Source organism: Paraburkholderia sp. CHISQ3, assembly GCF_030464945.1.
GTDB classification, from domain to species: Bacteria; Pseudomonadota; Gammaproteobacteria; order Burkholderiales; family Burkholderiaceae; genus Paraburkholderia; species Paraburkholderia megapolitana.
In genome coordinates this window covers 171329-187587 of the sequence record NZ_JALPRG010000001.1, presented here as the reverse complement: position 1 = coordinate 187587, position 16259 = coordinate 171329, and the positions used below count along the sequence as shown (strand labels likewise).

16 protein-coding genes are annotated in these 16259 nt (G+C 60.1%); 10 read left to right on the top strand and 6 right to left on the bottom strand.

What is annotated here, in order from left to right; genetic code table 11:
• Positions 1-81: 81 nt before the first annotated feature.
• Complete coding sequence (locus M0D65_RS00870; protein WP_266250403.1) at positions 82-1302, top strand: MFS transporter; 1221 nt, start codon at positions 82-84, stop codon at positions 1300-1302.
• A 2-nt stretch (positions 1303-1304) separates the two neighbouring features.
• Here the strand turns inward: M0D65_RS00870 and M0D65_RS00865 are convergent, their stop codons facing one another.
• Complete coding sequence (locus M0D65_RS00865; RefSeq protein ID WP_266250401.1) at positions 1305-2009, bottom strand: DJ-1/PfpI family protein; 705 nt, start codon at positions 2007-2009, stop codon at positions 1305-1307.
• Between the two features lie 250 nt (positions 2010-2259).
• Here M0D65_RS00865 and M0D65_RS00860 point away from each other — a divergent pair, with 250 nt between their 5' ends.
• On the top strand, positions 2260-2808 hold the full coding sequence (locus M0D65_RS00860) for a carboxymuconolactone decarboxylase family protein (RefSeq protein ID WP_266250399.1): 549 nt from the start codon (positions 2260-2262) through the stop codon (positions 2806-2808).
• A gap of 107 nt (positions 2809-2915) precedes the next feature.
• Here the strand turns inward: M0D65_RS00860 and M0D65_RS00855 are convergent, their stop codons facing one another.
• Complete coding sequence (locus M0D65_RS00855) at positions 2916-3836, bottom strand: NADP-dependent oxidoreductase (protein ID WP_266250397.1); 921 nt, start codon at positions 3834-3836, stop codon at positions 2916-2918.
• A 24-nt stretch (positions 3837-3860) separates the two neighbouring features.
• Entirely contained in the window at positions 3861-4307 is a 447-nt protein-coding gene (locus tag M0D65_RS00850) for an ester cyclase (protein WP_266250395.1), read from the bottom strand.
• Positions 4308-4401: 94 nt separating this feature from the next.
• On the opposite strand from M0D65_RS00850, the gene M0D65_RS00845 reads away from it, so the two are divergent.
• Positions 4402-5313: a LysR family transcriptional regulator gene (locus M0D65_RS00845; protein WP_091010625.1), complete on the top strand. Its 912-nt coding sequence runs from the start codon at positions 4402-4404 to the stop codon at positions 5311-5313.
• Between the two features lie 98 nt (positions 5314-5411).
• Here M0D65_RS00845 and M0D65_RS00840 read toward each other — a convergent pair whose 3' ends face one another.
• On the bottom strand, positions 5412-6245 hold the full coding sequence (locus M0D65_RS00840) for a hypothetical protein (RefSeq protein ID WP_266250393.1): 834 nt from the start codon (positions 6243-6245) through the stop codon (positions 5412-5414).
• A gap of 346 nt (positions 6246-6591) precedes the next feature.
• Between M0D65_RS00840 and gspD the strand changes: the two genes are divergently transcribed.
• Both gspD and M0D65_RS00830 read left to right on the top strand, forming a co-directional pair.
• The gene (gene gspD, locus M0D65_RS00835) at positions 6592-8877 is read left to right on the top strand and encodes a type II secretion system secretin GspD (RefSeq protein ID WP_266250391.1); all 2286 of its coding nucleotides are present in this window, start codon (positions 6592-6594) and stop codon (positions 8875-8877) included.
• Positions 8878-8930: 53 nt separating this feature from the next.
• Entirely contained in the window at positions 8931-9161 is a 231-nt protein-coding gene (locus M0D65_RS00830; protein WP_266250390.1) for a hypothetical protein, read from the top strand.
• Positions 9162-9348: 187 nt separating this feature from the next.
• Here M0D65_RS00830 and M0D65_RS00825 read toward each other — a convergent pair whose 3' ends face one another.
• Positions 9349-10041, bottom strand: a complete 693-nt coding sequence (locus M0D65_RS00825; RefSeq protein ID WP_266251165.1) for a FadR/GntR family transcriptional regulator — start codon at positions 10039-10041, stop codon at positions 9349-9351.
• A 214-nt stretch (positions 10042-10255) separates the two neighbouring features.
• On the opposite strand from M0D65_RS00825, the gene M0D65_RS00820 reads away from it, so the two are divergent.
• Genes M0D65_RS00820 through M0D65_RS00810 form a run of 3 tightly spaced genes read left to right on the top strand, consistent with a single transcriptional unit; the run spans position 10256 to position 13154 of the window.
• Positions 10256-11584 carry a C4-dicarboxylate transporter DctA gene (locus M0D65_RS00820; RefSeq protein ID WP_266250389.1) on the top strand — a complete coding sequence of 443 codons (1329 nt, stop codon included), beginning with the start codon at positions 10256-10258 and terminating at the stop codon, positions 11582-11584.
• A 49-nt stretch (positions 11585-11633) separates the two neighbouring features.
• On the top strand, positions 11634-12644 hold the full coding sequence (gene alc / locus M0D65_RS00815; RefSeq protein ID WP_266250387.1) for an allantoicase: 1011 nt from the start codon (positions 11634-11636) through the stop codon (positions 12642-12644).
• Between the two features lie 12 nt (positions 12645-12656).
• A complete protein-coding gene (locus M0D65_RS00810; RefSeq protein WP_266250385.1) occupies positions 12657-13154 on the top strand; it encodes an ureidoglycolate lyase in 498 nt (165 codons plus the stop codon).
• A gap of 124 nt (positions 13155-13278) precedes the next feature.
• Here the strand turns inward: M0D65_RS00810 and M0D65_RS00805 are convergent, their stop codons facing one another.
• Positions 13279-13554, bottom strand: a complete 276-nt coding sequence (locus tag M0D65_RS00805) for a hypothetical protein (RefSeq protein ID WP_091010634.1) — start codon at positions 13552-13554, stop codon at positions 13279-13281.
• Between the two features lie 705 nt (positions 13555-14259).
• Between M0D65_RS00805 and groES the strand changes: the two genes are divergently transcribed.
• Positions 14260-14550 (top strand): co-chaperone GroES, encoded by a 291-nt coding sequence (gene groES, locus M0D65_RS00800; protein ID WP_007178996.1) that lies wholly within the window; start codon positions 14260-14262, stop codon positions 14548-14550.
• 42 nt (positions 14551-14592) lie between these two features.
• Positions 14593-16236, top strand: coding sequence for a chaperonin GroEL (gene groL / locus M0D65_RS00795; protein WP_091010636.1), 1644 nt, complete (start codon positions 14593-14595; stop codon positions 16234-16236).
• Positions 16237-16259 lie beyond the last annotated feature (23 nt).

The window sequence follows — 16259 nt, the reverse complement described above, 5'->3', positions numbered from 1 at the left end:
CACGCAGCCGCAATGTCGTGCGTGAGCGCACAACAACCTGCTGCAAACCGTTCGAAGAAAATACCCCTGGAGACGACTGACATGAGCTGGACCCGCGAACAGCGCAATGTGACGATCGCAGCCTACCTCGGCTGGACGCTCGATGCCTTCGATTTCTTCCTGATGGTGTTCGTCCTCAAGGACATCGCGACGGAATTCAATACCGGCATCCCGGCGGTCGCGTTGGCGGTGACGCTGACGCTCGCGATGCGGCCGATCGGTGCCCTGATCTTCGGTTACCTCGCGGACCGCTTCGGCCGACGTCCCACACTGATGATCAATGTCGCGTGCTTCTCGTTGCTGGAATTTGCTTCTGGCTTCGCACCGAGCCTGACCGCGCTGCTCGTGCTTCGTGCGTTGTTCGGGGTCGCGATGGGCGGCGAATGGGGCGTGGGCTCAGCACTGACAATGGAAACCGTGCCGACCCGTTCGCGCGGCCTCGTGTCGGGTATCTTGCAGGCCGGCTATCCGAGCGGTTATCTGCTTGCATCCGTTGTGTTTGGTGTTTTGTATCAACACATCGGCTGGCGCGGCATGTTCATGGTCGGCGTATTGCCTGCGTTGCTGGTCCTCTATGTGCGCTCGAACGTGCCGGAGTCGCCAGGCTGGAAGCAGATGGCCAAGCGGCCGCGCCCGAGCCTCATGTCGACACTCAAGCACAACTGGAAGCTGTCGATCTACGCGGTCGTGCTGATGACCGCGTTCAATTTCTTCTCGCACGGTACGCAGGACATGTACCCCACGTTTCTGCGTGAGCAGCATCATTTCGATCCGCATACGGTGACCTGGATCTCGATCGCGCTGAACCTCGGTGCGATCGCCGGAGGTCTTGCTTTCGGTTGGGGATCGGAAAAGATCGGTCGCCGTCGGGCGATTTTCATCGCGGCGCTGATGGCGCTGCCGGTATTGCCGCTGTGGGCGTTCTCGAGTGGCGCGGTTGCACTCGCTATCGGGGCGGTCCTGATGCAGATCTTCGAGCAGGGCGCATGGAGCGTGATACCGGTTCACCTGAACGAAATTTCTCCCGAGGAAGTCCGCGCGACGTTCCCCGGTTTCGTCTACCAGCTCGGTAATCTGCTGGCGAGCGGGAACGCCGCGCTGCAGGCGCAAATCGCGGTGAATCACGGTGGCAACTACGGTTTGGCGCTGGCACTCGTCACTGGAATCGTCGCGGTAGTTATCGCTGTGCTGATTCTGTTTAGCCCTGAACGGCGCGGCATCGATATGACGCGAACGAGCGCCGGGAACGCTGCGGCGAGTTGATCTCAGGCGTTTTTCATACGAGCCCGATACGCTCGGCCCGTTGCGAGGCGCTGTTCGGTAATGCCCCGCGCTCGCTCCGTGACAGTATCGAGAACCGCTGCCGGCGCCGTGGCGGGTGACCCCGCCTGAAACGGCGGCTTCGGATCGTAAGCCATATACAGCTGAAGCTCCTGAGCAATCGTCTCGCCACGCAGCAGCGACACGACGATCAACGAGCCGTCGATGCCGGAGGTCACGCCACCGGCGCTGATGAACTGACCGTCGATCACCACACGCTCGTCACTCGGAATCGCACCGTACAGCGGCAGTACGTTCATGGCGGTCCAGTGCGTCGTAGCACGCTTTCCTTGCAACAGCCCCGCTGCGCCGTATAGCAGCGCACCGGTACAGACCGAATACACGTAGCGTGCGCCGGCGGCCTGCCGGCGGATGAACGACAGCACGGCTTCGTCGCGCATCAGGGTTTCCTGGCCGTGCCCGCCGGGCACGAGCAGCACATCGAGCTGCGGTGCTTCGTCGATTGTCGTGTCGGGCAGCAGCTTCATGCCGGCAAGATCGCGCACCGGTTCTATCTCTTTCCAGATCGTGAAGAACGTCGAGTTCGGCACGCGTGCGAGTGCCTCGAACGGACCGGTGAAGTCGCACTGATCCATGTTCGGGAAGATGAGGGCGCCGATTTTCAGGGGGATGTCTAATGGAATAGGCATGGTGGTTACCTCTGCGTCCTGGTCGAATCAATGTTTCGGGGCGTGTGTTCCTTGAGAAGCTATGTTGGAGAAGACGCTATCGCATGTCCATTACCTGCGATGTAATCATGATGCCTCCCCCGGTAATTGCAGCATGCGCAGTAAGGGCGGCTATTACCTCGCGCGTAATTGTTGAGCCTGACGTGGCTCACTAAAGTGTGCGTGTCGTTTGATGATTCTCATCGACACACCCAACTTTCAAGGAAACGTCATGACTCAATTTCCCATCTACGCGCTCGACTCCGCGCCCGAACAATCGAAGCCCGCGCTGAATGGTCTCGCTCAGGCATTCGGCATGGTGCCTAACATCGCCGGCGCGATTGCTGGGTCACCGAGGTTGATCAACGGGCTGGTCGCGGTGTTCCAGCAGGCGCACAGCGGCATCTTCACGGAAGCGGAAGTTCAGACGCTGCTGCTGACCAATGCGGTGACAAATGCCGCAACGTGGCCGGTCGCTTTCCACTCGTTTCTCGCACTCAAGGAAGGTTTGAGCGAGGTCGACGTGCAGGCTATCCGTGAGCGTCGACTGCCGCAGGACGACAAACTCGCCGCCCTGTCACGCCTTGCACGAACGCTGATTGAAAAGCGCGGCCGTGTCAGTGATGAGGACGTTGCTGCGTTTACCGCAGCAGGCTTCGAAGCATCGCGTGTACTCGATGTGATTCTCGTGGTCGCCGCATCGACGATGACGAATTACACGGCGAGCGTCACGCAGCCGCCGCTGGAAGAACTGTTCCAGTCTCACGCGTGGCAGGACTAAGGGGTAAAAGAGCGGCCGGCCTCCACGCTTTACACCAGGCTGGCCGGCCGCTATCTTGTATCCGTGTCGCCTGGAACCAACGATGGCGCCCATTCGTACGGCGTCCGCTAGTTGCTCACCCCGATCAGTACCTTGCCACGCGCGTGTCCGGTGGCCACCTTCTCTAGCGCGGAACGCGCTTCGTCAAACGGAAAAACCGAGTCGACAATGATCTGTAGCTGGTCCGCCTCGAACAGGCGCACGGCGTCCCGCAGATACGAAGCTGCTTCCGCAAAGAACACGGACTCGCCTGCATGACCGTTTCTGGCTTGAATCCCGAACTCCACCAGAGTCGCGATACGTCCGCCCGCAGCGAGTACCGACCACGACCTTTCCAGCGTCTCGCCACCGATGGTGTCGAGTACAAGATCGATGTCGCGTATCGTCGTGAAATCCTGCGTGCGATAGTCGATGACCTCGTTCGCACCGAGACTCTTGACCAGCTCCACGTTGCGGCCCGAGGCTGTCGCAACGACGTAGGCACCCGCGTGATGGGCCAGTTGGACCGCCATGCTACCTACTCCACCGGCCGCGGCATGAATCAGTACCCGTTGCCTCGGTTGCAACTGACCGATGTCGAAAAGACTCTGGCTGGCCGTGCCGAAAGCGGTAGGTAGAGCCGCTGCCTGCTCGAAGCTCATCTCCATTGGGATGAGGCACAGCTGGGCGGCAGAGACTACGAGTGCCTTCGCAAATGCGCCGCCTGCGCCTGGCGCAGTGCGGCCAACTACACGACCACCCGGTGTGAAACCGGTCACCTGATCGCCAGCAGCCTGGACCACGCCGCTGAAATCCGTACCAGGTGTATACGGAAACGGGACGGGAAATACCTGCTGCATGTAGCCAGCGATGATCTTCAGGTCGAGCGGGTTAACGCTCGCGGCTTCGACACGGACAACAACTTCGTGGGGTTGCGGGTCGCGTAGAGTGGCTTCGCCAGGCGTGACGACGTCCGGGCCACCGAACGCGTTGATGAAGACTGTCTTCATAGTTCGTTCCAGAAAATAGTTTGATCAGGCTTGCGAAGGGAATTGGCCAAGCTGAAGGAACAGGGCGAACCAGTCTTCCATATGCCACGTGGTGGTGATGTGCTTTCCGTCGAGTGTATGAAACTCATGAAGGCGGAACTTCACTTCCTTCCCCGTCGATGCGATGCCGAATATTTCGCCGCGATGGGTACCGCTGATCTCGGCGCGAACGCCAATCCTGCCGGGCTCCTGGATCATGTCGTGAATCGCGATCTGAAGATCGGGAAACGCCTGCGTGAAACTGCGAATAATGACTTTGATGCCCTCGGGTCCCGGCTGCTGACCGGGCGCGAGCGGAATGTCGTCCCAGTCGGAAGCGAGCACTTCGTCGACGAGATCGGGATTCTTCTCGCTGAATGCGCGATAAAGGGTTTCCACCGCAGCGCGTTCCATGCGGAGCCGTGTAGAGAGGTCGGTACCTGATGCGTTCATGGTGTTGTCATCGATTGGGTGAGAGGAGAGCCCATTGTGCGAACTGCGTTAAAATCCGTCCAACAAATAACCGATATATATCTCTATTCGTTTTATGGATTTTCACGGAATCGATCTGAACCTGCTCGTCGCATTCGATGCCTTGATGGGCGAGCTGAACGTGACCCGCGCGGCGGTCCAGGTCGGCGTCAGCCAGCCGGCGATGAGCGCAGCCCTGTCGAGGCTGCGCAAACTGCTGGGCGATCCGCTTTTTCTCCGCGGTGCGGACGGGCTGCGGCCGACGCCACGTGCGCGTGATCTGGCCGGGCCGATCGCGCACGCCCTGCGCGAGATCGAGGCCACACTCGTGAGCAAGCCCGAGTTCTTGCCCGAAAGTGCATCGTTGACTTTCAGCCTTGGCATGTCGGAGTACCCGGCGTTTGTCTTGTTACCTTCTTTACTGCAGTCGCTTGAGCAAGAGGCGCCCGGTATCACGATCACCGTACATGCATTTAGCGACCGGGATCATGCGGTTGATCTGCTGGATGCGGGGACCATCGATGCCGCTATCGGCGTGCCGCCAACGCGTTCAGACGGGCGAATCAAGACACGCCCCATCCTGCGTGACGAATTCGTGACGATCATCGCCAGGCGCCATTCGTCGGCGCGCCGAGCGATGAGCATGAAAGCCTACCTGGCGCTATCGCATGTGCTTGCGTCTCCGGAAGGAGACCGGCATGGTCTTGTTGATCAGGTTCTGGCGCAGCAAGGCAAGAAGCGTCGTCTCGCACTTACGTTGCCGCACATGTTTGCGGTGCCCGGGGTCGTAGCGCGCACGAGCATGGCCGCTACCGTGATGAAGCGGGTCGCGCTGAGTTCGCCGGCCAGCCGCAACCTGGTGTTGTTTCCTCCGCCGGTTGCATTGCCGGAGATAGTGTTCGACCTCATCTGGCATCGTCGCAGCGACCATCATCCCGCGCAGATCTGGATGAGAGAGTACATAGCGCAGCAGGCTGCCTCGCTGTAGCCATTACGGTATCGACGGCATATTTGAATGTCGTTGCCAATTGATGCTGATGCGCTTCACCGCACCGCATTGTCAAGCGAGCCTGTACCTGCTCCCTGTCATGATCCTCCACCGTGACTGCAAGGCGCGGTGGAGGTGATTTCGTCGAGAGCGAACCCGAACTCGGAACGACGGCCGTGGAGAACGACCGGGAGCCCTACGGGAAGGTCCTGAATGGCGCACTCGCGGTTGACAAGGACCGTATAGCCCGTGAGCCACGAGTGAATCGACCGGTAGGATCTGGCGGTGACTTCGTCGCTTCCGTCTAGCGGGGCGATGTCGGCGTAGTAAGCGTTGGTGACTTTGCCGACGTGACGCAGCCCGGCGCGAGTCACGGTGCCGGCAATGGTCTCAGGTTTTGTGGCCACATGGAAAAGGACGACGCACGTCGCGGAATAGAGCGGAATCCCGGTGAAGAAGATCACCGGCAGCATCCCAAAGCAGTCGATGCCGATACGTTTCAGGCGATCCACGAAAGAGCGTGGTTTGCGATTTTTGAGCTGGAGCCAGAGGATTCCGGCCAGCAACATGAGGGCGCACTCCAGCAACAAAATGCGCATGATGCGAAGCTCCTGGGCACGAGAGGTGATGAGACGTGCCGCGAGATCGTCGAGCCAGAAGAAGACGTAGAAGTAACTGAGGCAAGCAGCGCCTTGGAGTAAATAGGTGAGCTGCAGCGCTCGGTTGCCTGCGCGATCCGCTTTTTTCTGCGCCTCCAGGTGCGCTTTGTGTCGCGCCATACGTTCGGGCGGAAGGGTCGCCAGAAATTGCCTGTTATAGGCCCGCTGCTGGGCACGCAGCAGTCTCGCCGCGCGCCATTGCCTCAGACCAGGCAGAGCGAGCGCGATCGTGACAAACAGGATGCCTGCCAGCAGGCTGAGGAGTAAGGCCATGGCGCATTCTAGTTGACTATGCCCCATCACCCTCACGTGTGCGGCGCTCGCGAACGGCGTCGAGCCTATCGCACCAGCGCCGAATCGTTTCATAACTGACGCTCAACCTACGCTCGAATGTGAGGCGTGGGATCTCCTCGTCTGCTCATAGAACGATCACTTATTCCAAGATCTTACCCATTCAACTTAATCGATTGACTTGGGATGGAGCGCATGCAAAATTTGTATACACGGAGATTGCAGTAGAACTAACAAATACGTAATTAATTTTAAGAATTTCAGATCGTCGGGGAGCGAGCGATATATGACACTTTGAAGCACTTTTGCAGGCATCGACATTACACCCATGAGAAGAAATCGTAAGATATTGTGCGGCCTGTCCTCGATGTTGTTCGTAGCTGGTCTGATTACCGCGCAAAGCGGACACGCACAGGTGACACTCAATTTCGTCAACGCCGACATTGACCAGGTGGCGAAAGCAATTGGTGCGGCGACTGGTAAAACGATCATTGTCGATCCACGCGTGAAGGGTCAACTCAATCTCGTTTCGGAAAACCCGGTGCCTGAAGAGCAGGCACTCAAGACATTGCAATCCGCGTTGCGGATGCAAGGGTTCTCTCTGGTTCAGGATCACGGCGTATTGAAGGTGTTGCCGGAAGCCGATGCGAAGCTGCAGGGGGTACCGACTTATGTCGGTAATGTGCCTGCTGCACGCGGCGACCAGGTGATCACGCAGGTGTTCCAACTGAAGAACGAATCGGCTAACAATCTGTTGCCCGTGCTGCGACCGTTGATCTCGCCGAACAATACGGTAGCCGCCTATCCTGCGAACAACACGCTCGTCGTGACCGACTATGCGGATAACGTGCGACGTATCGCGCAGATCATCGCGGGCATAGATTCGGCAGCGGGTCAGCAGATGGATGTTGTACCGCTGCATAACGCGAACGCACTCGACACCGCACAGTCGCTGTCGAAGATGCTCGATCCGGGTGCGATCGGTAGCACGGATACGACGTTGAAGGTTTCCGTCACGGCCGACGTCCGCACTAACTCGCTGCTATTGCGCGCGTCGAATGCGGCGCGGCTCAATGCAGCGGAGCTGCTCGCAAAAAAGCTCGATGCGCCGACCGCGCAGCCCGGCAACATTCACGTCGTACCGTTGCGCAACGCGGATGCAGTGAAACTCGCGAAGACCTTGCACGGCATGCTGGGCAAGGGCGGCGACAGCGGTTCGTCGGCCAGTTCCAACGATGCGAACTCGTTTAATCAGAACGGCAACTCGTCGTCGGGCGGCGGCAGTTTCTCGACAGGAACGTCGGGCACGCCGCCGCTGCCTTCGGGGCTGAGTAGCTCGTCGTCTTCATCGAGTGGCTCATCGAGTTCGACCACCGGCGGCGGCACGGCTGCCGCGGGGCTGCTTGGCGGCGACAAGGACAAGGGTGACGACAACCAGCAGGGTGGCATGATCCAGGCCGATGCGGCCACCAACTCGCTGATCATCACGGCGCCGGACGCGGTGTACCGCAACCTGCGGGCAGTGATCGACCAGCTCGACGCGCGGCGTCCACAGGTGTACATCGAAGCGCTGATCGTCGAACTGGCGGCGAACAACAATGCCGACCTCGGGATCCAGTGGCAGATCGGCAACAACTCTCTCGTTGCCGGCACCAATCTCTCGGCGAGCGGCACCAACAGCATCATCAATCTGACGTCGGCCGCGGCAACGGCGACCACCGGTGGTCTTGCGTCGTCGTTGGGGAGCCTGTCTCAGGGGCTCAACGTCGGTTGGGTGCACAACTTTCTCGGCGTCCAGGGGCTCGGGGCGTTGTTGCAGGCACTGTCCCAGTCCAGCGACGTCAATGTGCTGTCCACCCCTAACCTCGTCACGCTCGACAACGAAGAAGCCAAGATTGTGGTTGGCCAGAATGTGCCGATCACCACCGGGTCGTATTCGAATCTCACCAGCGGTAGCACAGCCTCGGCGTTCAACACGGTCGATCGCGTGGACGTCGGCCTGACGCTCGATATCAAACCGCAGATCACCGACGGCGGGATCCTCAAGTTGCAGCTTGCGACTGAAGACTCGTCGGTTGTGAGCGGCACGACCGATCCGACGAGCAATCCGAACGGTCCGACGTTCAACAAGCGCTCGATCCAGTCGACGGTGCTTGCCGACGATGGCGAGATCATCGTGCTCGGTGGCCTGATGCAGGACAGCTACGCGGTCAGCAACAGCAAGGTGCCGCTGCTAGGCGACATTCCGTGGGTCGGCCAGCTGTTCCGCTCGGAATCGAAGACCCGCTCGAAGACCAATCTGCTGGTGTTCCTGCGTCCGGTGATCATCAACGACAGCGCGACTGCGCGGGCGGTGACGCAGAACCGTTACGACTACATCCAGGGTGTGCAGGGCGCGTACAAGTCGGACAACAACCTGATCAAGGACAAGGACGATCCGGTCGTTCCGCCGATGCCGCTCGGTCCTGCCGAGGGCGGCTCGCCCGCCATGAATCTGTTCAACCTGGATCAGATGCGTCGTCAGCAGGCGGCGCCAAAGCTAGCGACTCCCGTTCCTGCTCCGGCAAGCGGGGTAGGTTCGACGAATATCGAATCGCCGGGAGACCATCCTTGACTGGTCTGCTCACCGTGAAGTCATGCCTGCAAGCAAGATAAAGGAAACGCCCCGTGAACGATCGATCTGGTGAAGTGATGGCAGTAATGTGGGGCTATCTCGCTCTCGCGAAGGCGCTCGACTGCAATGGAGTCTTGCCCGTTTCGGAACTGGTCAAACATCTGGAGACGGGCTACGGCTATGGCGTGGCGACCCGGCAGATTGCGCAAACCACCGAAGTCGACTCGCTTATCGAAGCGCTGCGGCAGATTGGTGATGCGCTTCATAAAGCGGGGAGCGCATAAACGGTTCGTTCCGATGCGAGAGCAGGGCATCGACATCGACACCGCCAACCCGTACCCGCGTTCCGGGCCAGGCGTCGATGCGTTCCTACTACCCGATGCGCGTTTTACGAGAGCGACGTCTACGTCGCCGCTAGCTGGACGCTTAAGACGGAAATTCGCATTGTGCGTGTTCACATGTTTGTTCAACCTACGTCTGCGGCGTCGGAAAATACACGCCAGCGCGCTGCGCCGCATTCTTGATGTGCGTCTCGATCGCCTGACCCGCAGCGGCGCCGTCGCGGGCCTTTAGCGTGTCCAGAATCTCGCGATGCTCGTGGAACGTCGAGAGCACGAGTTCGCGCCGGTAGAACGGCATGCGTTGGCTTTCCTTCATGATGTCGGCGCTGCTGCGCAGAATCGATTCGATAGACGCATTGCCGGCAATCGCGACGATGCGCATGTGGAAGTCGAAATCGAGCTGGGCTGCTTCGTCGAGCTCGTTGTTCGACAGCGCAACCTGTAGCGCGGCGAGATTCTCTTCGAGCCATTCGATGTCGGCGTCGCTGATCGCGAGTGCCGCCATCCGCGCGGCGAAGCCTTCGAGCGCAAAGCGCATCTGATAGGTGTCCGGCGGCGACGACTGCTGTGCGAAACGCCACGTGTGCGCGTTCGACACCTGCGTGCTTTGCACGTACACCCCTTTGCCGGGCCGGATTGTCAGTAGCCCAAGCGCTTCGAGCGCCGTCAGCGCTTCGCGCAACGACGCGCGGCTGATCTCCAGTTCCTCGGACAGCTGACGCTGCGCAGGCAACAGGCTGTCGACCGGATACACGCCGGCCTCGATCCGTTCTCGGATCCTTGCGACGGCGGCGTCGGTCACGGTGTGCGGGACGTTTCTCATCATCTCGATGGCCTTTACTGGTCTGACCAGTATTGTAGTGCGCATTTCCCGCAAGCCCGTTGCGCATCGCCGCAAAAAGAGCTGCGATGCGCAGTACCCTGGGTAAACACGGTGTTTTTCATCCTTGACTCGACTATATCGGCTTTCTACTATCCAGCATAACGGGTCTGGTCAGACCAGTATGAACAGATGGATCCGAAACCGGGAGAAGGCCGTGTTGAAGTTTTTCAATTCACTGTTTGGCCGGGTGGTGATCGCGCTTGTGGCGGGGATCGTAATCGGCGCGCTGTTTCCTCACTTCGCGCAATCGCTGCGGCCGCTCGGCGACGGTTTTCTGAAGCTCATCAAGATGGTGATCGGTCCGATCGTGTTCTGCGTGGTGGTGAGCGGAATCGCGCACGCCGGTGACCTGAAGAAAGTGGGGCGGGTCGGTCTGAAGGCAGTCGTGTACTTCGAGGCGATGACGACTATCGCGCTGCTGATCGGCGCCGTGCTCGCGTACGCGACGCGACCGGGTGCCGGCATGAACGTAGATCTGCATTCGCTCGACGCCGCGTCACTCGCGACCTACACCGAAAACGCGAAGAGCCTGAAAGATACCGCGGCCTTTCTGCTGAAGATCATCCCCGACACGGCTATCGATGCGTTCGCGAAGGGCGATATCCTGCAGATTCTCGTGTTTTCCGTGCTGTTCGGCTCGGCGTTGTCGTTGCTCGGTCCGAAAGCACAGCGCGTCAATCATCTGATCGACGAGCTGGCACAGGTGTTTTTCCGCGTGATGGGTTTCATCATCAAGCTCGCGCCGCTCGGCGTGCTCGGTGCGATCGCGTTCACGACGGGGACATATGGTGTCGCGTCGCTGAAGCAGCTCGGCATGCTCGTCATCGTTTTCTACGCGAGCTGCATCGTGTTCGTCGCGGTGGTGCTCGGCGTTGTGATGCGCATGGCCGGTTTCAGCGTCTTCAAACTGATCCGCTATCTGCGCGAGGAACTCTCGATCGTACTCGGTACGGCTTCATCCGATGCCGTGCTGCCGCAGATCATGCGCAAGCTCGAATGGATGGGCGTGAAGGACTCGACGGTCGGGCTCGTCATCCCCACCGGTTATTCGTTCAATCTCGACGGCTTCTCGATCTATCTGACGCTCGCGGTGATCTTCATCGCGCAGGCGACCAACACGCCGCTTTCCATTCACGATCTGATCGTGGTGGTACTGGTATCGCTGGTGACGTCGAAGGGCGCGCATGGCATTCCTGGCTCGGCGATCGTGATTCTTGCCGCGACGCTCTCCGCGATTCCGGCGATTCCCGTGCTCGGCTTGGTCCTGATCCTGCCGGTCGACTGGTTCGTCGGGATTGCGCGTGCGCTGACCAACCTGATCGGCAACTGCGTCGCGACCGTCGTGGTCGCGGTGTGGGAGAACGACATTGACGCGGTGCGCGCACGCCGCGTGCTGAACCGGGACCCTGAACTACGCTACGTGCCCGCTGGCGACGCACCGGACAACGAACCGCTCGCGGGCCGGCACGTTCCGGCGCTATAACGCTCGCCGAATACGGCCCGCTCCTTTTCACTCATCCATAGACACCATCATGGCAACTCCCACTCTCGATCCGAATGCGCCCGCCTTCACGCGTCGCTATATGAACCTCGCCGACCCACGGCTCGGTGCAAAGGCGCTCTTTGCCAGCGACGAATTTTTCGCGTCGAAGGAACGCATGCTCGACCCGCAGCCCGCGGTGTTCATCCCCGGCAAGTACGACGAACACGGCAAGTGGATGGACGGCTGGGAGACGCGCCGCAAGCGCACCACAGGACACGACCACTGCGTGGTCCGGCTCGCGCGCCCGGGCATCGTGCATGGCGTCGATCTGGATACCAGCCACTTCACCGGCAACTTCCCGCCTGCCGCATCGATCGAAGCGTGCCATACCGGCGACGACGTGCCGTCGGAGGACGCACAGTGGCACGTCATCGTGCCCGCGACTACGCTGCAGGGCAATCAGCATCACTACGTCGAAGTGAGCGATGCGCGCGCCTTCACCCATCTGCGCGTGAATCTGTATCCGGATGGCGGACTCGCGCGTCTGCGTGTATACGGTCAGCCGAAACGCGAATGGGAGAGTATTGAGCGCGGCAGTCTCGTGGATCTCGCCGCCGTCGAGAACGGTGCGTATCTTGTTGCCGCGAACAACCAGCATTTCGGGCCCGCGTCGCAGATGCTGATGCCGGGGCGCGGCGTCAATATGGGCGACGGCTGGGAAACGCGGCGCCGCCGTGAACCGGGTAACGACTGGGCGATTGTCGCGCTCGCGCGGCCGGGCACGATCCGGCGGATCGAAGTCGATACCGCGCATTTCAAGGGTAATTTTCCGGATCGCTGCTCGTTGCAGGCGGCATCGGTGGTGGGTGGCACGGACGAGTCGCTGGTGACGCAGGCGATGTTCTGGCCGGTGCTGCTCGCCGAACAGAAGCTGCAGATGGACCACGTGCATACGTTCGCGGCGGAACTTGCAGCGCTTGGGCCGGTGACGCACGTGCGCTTTAACATCTTTCCGGATGGCGGCGTGTCGCGGCTGCGTTTGTGGGGTGAGCTCGGCTAAGGGCACGCATCGATGAAGACATTACGGCTAGAACGTCTGACGCGCGAAGCTTTCGCGCCATTCGGCGACGTGATCGAACTGGCGGGCGCGCGGCATTTTCCGATCAACGGCGGAACGACCGAGCGCTATCACGATCTCGCGAACGTCGACGTTTGCGCAGACGGCGGCCGGCCGCTGATCAACCTGTTTCGCGCGCAACCGCGTGCATGGCCCATCGAGATCGCGATGATGGAGCGGCATCCGCACGGCAGCCAGGCATTCGTTCCGCTTGCGGATGTTCGCTATCTCGTCGTGGTGGCACCCGCTGGCGAATTCGATGTTGCAAGGATGTGCGCGTTCGTGAGCGACGGCTGGCAGGGCGTGAACTACGCGCGTGGCGTGTGGCATCACCCGCTGCTCGCGCTCGATCGCGTCAGCGATTTCGTCGTCGTGGATCGTGGCGGCGTGCAACCGAACTGCGACGAGATCGAACTGCCTGTCCCGTTACGACTCGCGATGGAAGCCGGGTGATGCTACGCGCGTAAGTCGATCACGCTCGGCAAATACCTGTCGCGGCTTCACTGCAGAGCAAGGACGCAGCGCGGCCAGCGTCGCCTCCTTGCTCCCGTGCTGTGAAAGTCCGCTTGTGCAGTGCTCAGTTCGGATGGGCGTTCGCGGCTTCTGTTGCTTTCTTGAGTTCGTCGCTAGCCTCGACAAGCAGCGCACGTGCCTTTCCGGCGTGTCCGCCGAGGTCCCATTCATTGGCCTTCTGTGCATCGTTGATCCGCGTACTCGCCTCTGCGACCAGACCCTGCGCGACACGCAGGTTGGGGTGTCTGTCGCCGGTACTCTTCGGTGCGGTTTGGGCAAACGTCGAGAAACTGCACAAGGTCGCTGCGAGAACCGCGGTACTCAGAACGAAGCGCTTCATATGATTTTCTCCTTTGGGGGCACATGCTAGGCGGGCGGCGATGTGCTGCCATTCCCGGGGGTATGCCGGCGAGCCGTGAGGCTGCTTACCGTGCTCCTTTCTAACGAAACCGGGTCTCTGAGCGTTGACGCGGAATGGTATGCGTTCCAGATAGGCGCGCGAACCAGATAAGGTCAGATCGATCTGCACTGCGAAATAGTGAACCTGCCGATGGCGTGACCATGACTCAAGTCCCCGCCCGCTAAGGTGCCGTCAGGCCGCTATCGATAGCCCCAGAAACATGACGGCACCGCGCCATCGAAGCTGCTATCCGCCGAAGGACCCGGTCAGATTTGCCGTTTTTTCGCTTACTAGGGGATTTCCCTGGTCATGGGGCGTTCTTCAGATAGGGGCAGCGCGCGCGAGGGGCCGGTGTCGGCTCCAGTGAGTTACGTCGGGTAGGAGTGGGGGGAGAGCATCCTGCTGTTTATAAAGGATATTTAATTGAATTCCTGCTGTTTCGATACGGTGCAGGGTGCAATTTCAAGCGAGCGAAATCCAAAGTAACGCGATTCTCGCCACCCCAACTTCACCCACTTCTTGAATTTGTCATCCCTCGTCCATATAATTGGCACTCACCGCACGAGAGTGCTAACAACATCGCCGGTTGGCCCGCCAGCCGGGTTTTCTCAGCGTTCTTCAGTCTCAATCAAGAGAGGAGTGTGTATGAACCTTCGTCCTTTGCACGATCGCGTGATCGTCAAGCGTCTGGATCAGGAAACGAAAACCGCATCGGGCATCGTGATCCCCGAAGCCGCAGCAGAAAAGCCGGATCAAGGCGAAATCCTGGCCGTCGGCCCGGGCAAGCGTGACGACAAGGGCGCACAGATCGCGCTCGACGTGAAGGTCGGTGACCGCGTCCTGTTCGGCAAGTACGCTGGCCAGACCGTCAAGGTCGACGGCAACGAACTGCTCGTGATGCGCGAAGAAGACATCATGGCTGTGGTGCAGAAGTAAGTTTCGCATCCGGTTATTTTCAAGAATTCAAGGAGTTAGAAGATGGCAGCTAAAGACGTCGTATTCGGTGATTCCGCCCGTGCCAAGATGGTTGAAGGCGTGAACATCCTCGCCAACGCTGTGAAGGTCACGCTCGGTCCCAAGGGCCGCAATGTCGTGCTCGAGCGCAGCTTCGGCGGCCCGACGATCACGAAGGACGGTGTGTCGGTCGCGAAGGAAATCGAGCTGAAGGACAAGCTCCAGAACATGGGCGCGCAAATGGTCAAGGAAGTGGCTTCCAAGACCAGCGACAACGCCGGCGACGGTACGACGACCGCAACGGTCCTCGCACAATCCATCGTTCGCGAAGGCATGAAGTACGTCGCATCGGGCATGAACCCGATGGACCTGAAGCGCGGCATCGACAAGGCTGTGAACGCAGCGATCGAAGAACTGCGCAAGATCAGCAAGCCGTGCACGACGAACAAGGAAATCGCCCAGGTCGGCGCGATCTCGGCAAACAGCGATACGTCGATCGGCGATCGCATTGCTGAAGCAATGGACAAGGTCGGCAAGGAAGGCGTCATCACCGTCGAAGACGGCAAGTCGCTGCAAGACGAGCTGGACGTTGTCGAAGGGATGCAATTCGATCGCGGCTACCTGTCGCCGTACTTCATCAACAACCCGGACAAGCAAGTTGCTGTGCTCGAAAACCCGTTCGTGCTGCTGCACGACAAGAAGGTTTCGAACATTCGCGACCTCCTCCCGGTCCTCGAGCAAGTTGCCAAGGCTGGCCGTCCGCTGCTGATCATCGCTGAAGACGTCGAAGGCGAAGCGCTGGCTACGCTGGTGGTGAACAACATCCGCGGCATTCTGAAGACCGTTGCTGTCAAGGCTCCGGGCTTCGGCGATCGTCGTAAGGCCATGCTGGAAGACATCGCGATCCTGACCGGCGGTCAAGTCATCGCTGAAGAAACCGGCCTGACGCTCGAAAAGGCAACGCTGGCCGAACTGGGTCAAGCGAAGCGTATCGAAGTGGGCAAGGAAAACACGACGATCATCGACGGTGCTGGCGAAGGCGCAAACATCGAAGCGCGCGTGAAGCAAGTGCGTACGCAGATCGAAGAAGCGACGTCGGACTACGACCGTGAAAAGCTGCAAGAACGCGTGGCCAAGCTGGCCGGCGGCGTGGCAGTGATCAAGGTCGGCGCTGCGACCGAGATGGAAATGAAGGAAAAGAAGGCACGTGTCGAAGACGCACTGCACGCAACCCGCGCAGCCGTTGAAGAAGGCATCGTGGCTGGCGGCGGTGTGGCACTGATCCGCGCGCGTTCGGCAATCGCCGGCATCAAGGGCGACAACGCCGATCAAGACGCAGGTATCAAGATCGTGCTGCGCGCGATGGAAGAGCCGCTGCGTCAGATCGTCACGAACGGCGGCGAAGAAGCCAGCGTCGTGGTGGCAGCAGTTGCAGCAGGCAAGGGCAACTACGGCTACAACGCTGCAACCGGCGAGTACGTCGATCTGGTCGATGCAGGCGTGGTCGATCCGACGAAGGTAACGCGCACGGCACTGCAAAACGCCGCTTCGGTAGCTGGCCTGCTGCTGACGACCGACGCAGCTGTCTGCGAACTGCCGAAGGAAGATGCACCGATGCCTGGTGGTGGCGGCATGGGTGGCATGGGCGGTATGGGCATGGACATGTAATTTCGGCTTCTGCCGGATTGCAT

What these genes read in the sequence shown, in the direction of transcription:
- M0D65_RS00860 (WP_266250399.1), top strand. Translation starts at nt 2,260, where the DNA reads ATGACTCAATTTCCCATCTACGCGCTCGACTCCGCGCCCGAACAATCG.
- groL (WP_091010636.1), top strand. Translation starts at nt 14,593, where the DNA reads ATGGCAGCTAAAGACGTCGTATTCGGTGATTCCGCCCGTGCCAAGATG.
- M0D65_RS00810 (WP_266250385.1), top strand. Translation starts at nt 12,657, where the DNA reads ATGAAGACATTACGGCTAGAACGTCTGACGCGCGAAGCTTTCGCGCCA.
- M0D65_RS00825 (WP_266251165.1), bottom strand. Translation starts at nt 10,041, where the DNA reads ATGAGAAACGTCCCGCACACCGTGACCGACGCCGCCGTCGCAAGGATC.
- M0D65_RS00805 (WP_091010634.1), bottom strand. Translation starts at nt 13,554, where the DNA reads ATGAAGCGCTTCGTTCTGAGTACCGCGGTTCTCGCAGCGACCTTGTGC.
- M0D65_RS00870 (WP_266250403.1), top strand. Translation starts at nt 82, where the DNA reads ATGAGCTGGACCCGCGAACAGCGCAATGTGACGATCGCAGCCTACCTC.
- M0D65_RS00865 (WP_266250401.1), bottom strand. Translation starts at nt 2,009, where the DNA reads ATGCCTATTCCATTAGACATCCCCCTGAAAATCGGCGCCCTCATCTTC.
- alc (WP_266250387.1), top strand. Translation starts at nt 11,634, where the DNA reads ATGGCAACTCCCACTCTCGATCCGAATGCGCCCGCCTTCACGCGTCGC.
- groES (WP_007178996.1), top strand. Translation starts at nt 14,260, where the DNA reads ATGAACCTTCGTCCTTTGCACGATCGCGTGATCGTCAAGCGTCTGGAT.
- M0D65_RS00840 (WP_266250393.1), bottom strand. Translation starts at nt 6,245, where the DNA reads ATGGCCTTACTCCTCAGCCTGCTGGCAGGCATCCTGTTTGTCACGATC.
- M0D65_RS00855 (WP_266250397.1), bottom strand. Translation starts at nt 3,836, where the DNA reads ATGAAGACAGTCTTCATCAACGCGTTCGGTGGCCCGGACGTCGTCACG.
- M0D65_RS00845 (WP_091010625.1), top strand. Translation starts at nt 4,402, where the DNA reads ATGGATTTTCACGGAATCGATCTGAACCTGCTCGTCGCATTCGATGCC.
- M0D65_RS00850 (WP_266250395.1), bottom strand. Translation starts at nt 4,307, where the DNA reads ATGAACGCATCAGGTACCGACCTCTCTACACGGCTCCGCATGGAACGC.
- gspD (WP_266250391.1), top strand. Translation starts at nt 6,592, where the DNA reads ATGAGAAGAAATCGTAAGATATTGTGCGGCCTGTCCTCGATGTTGTTC.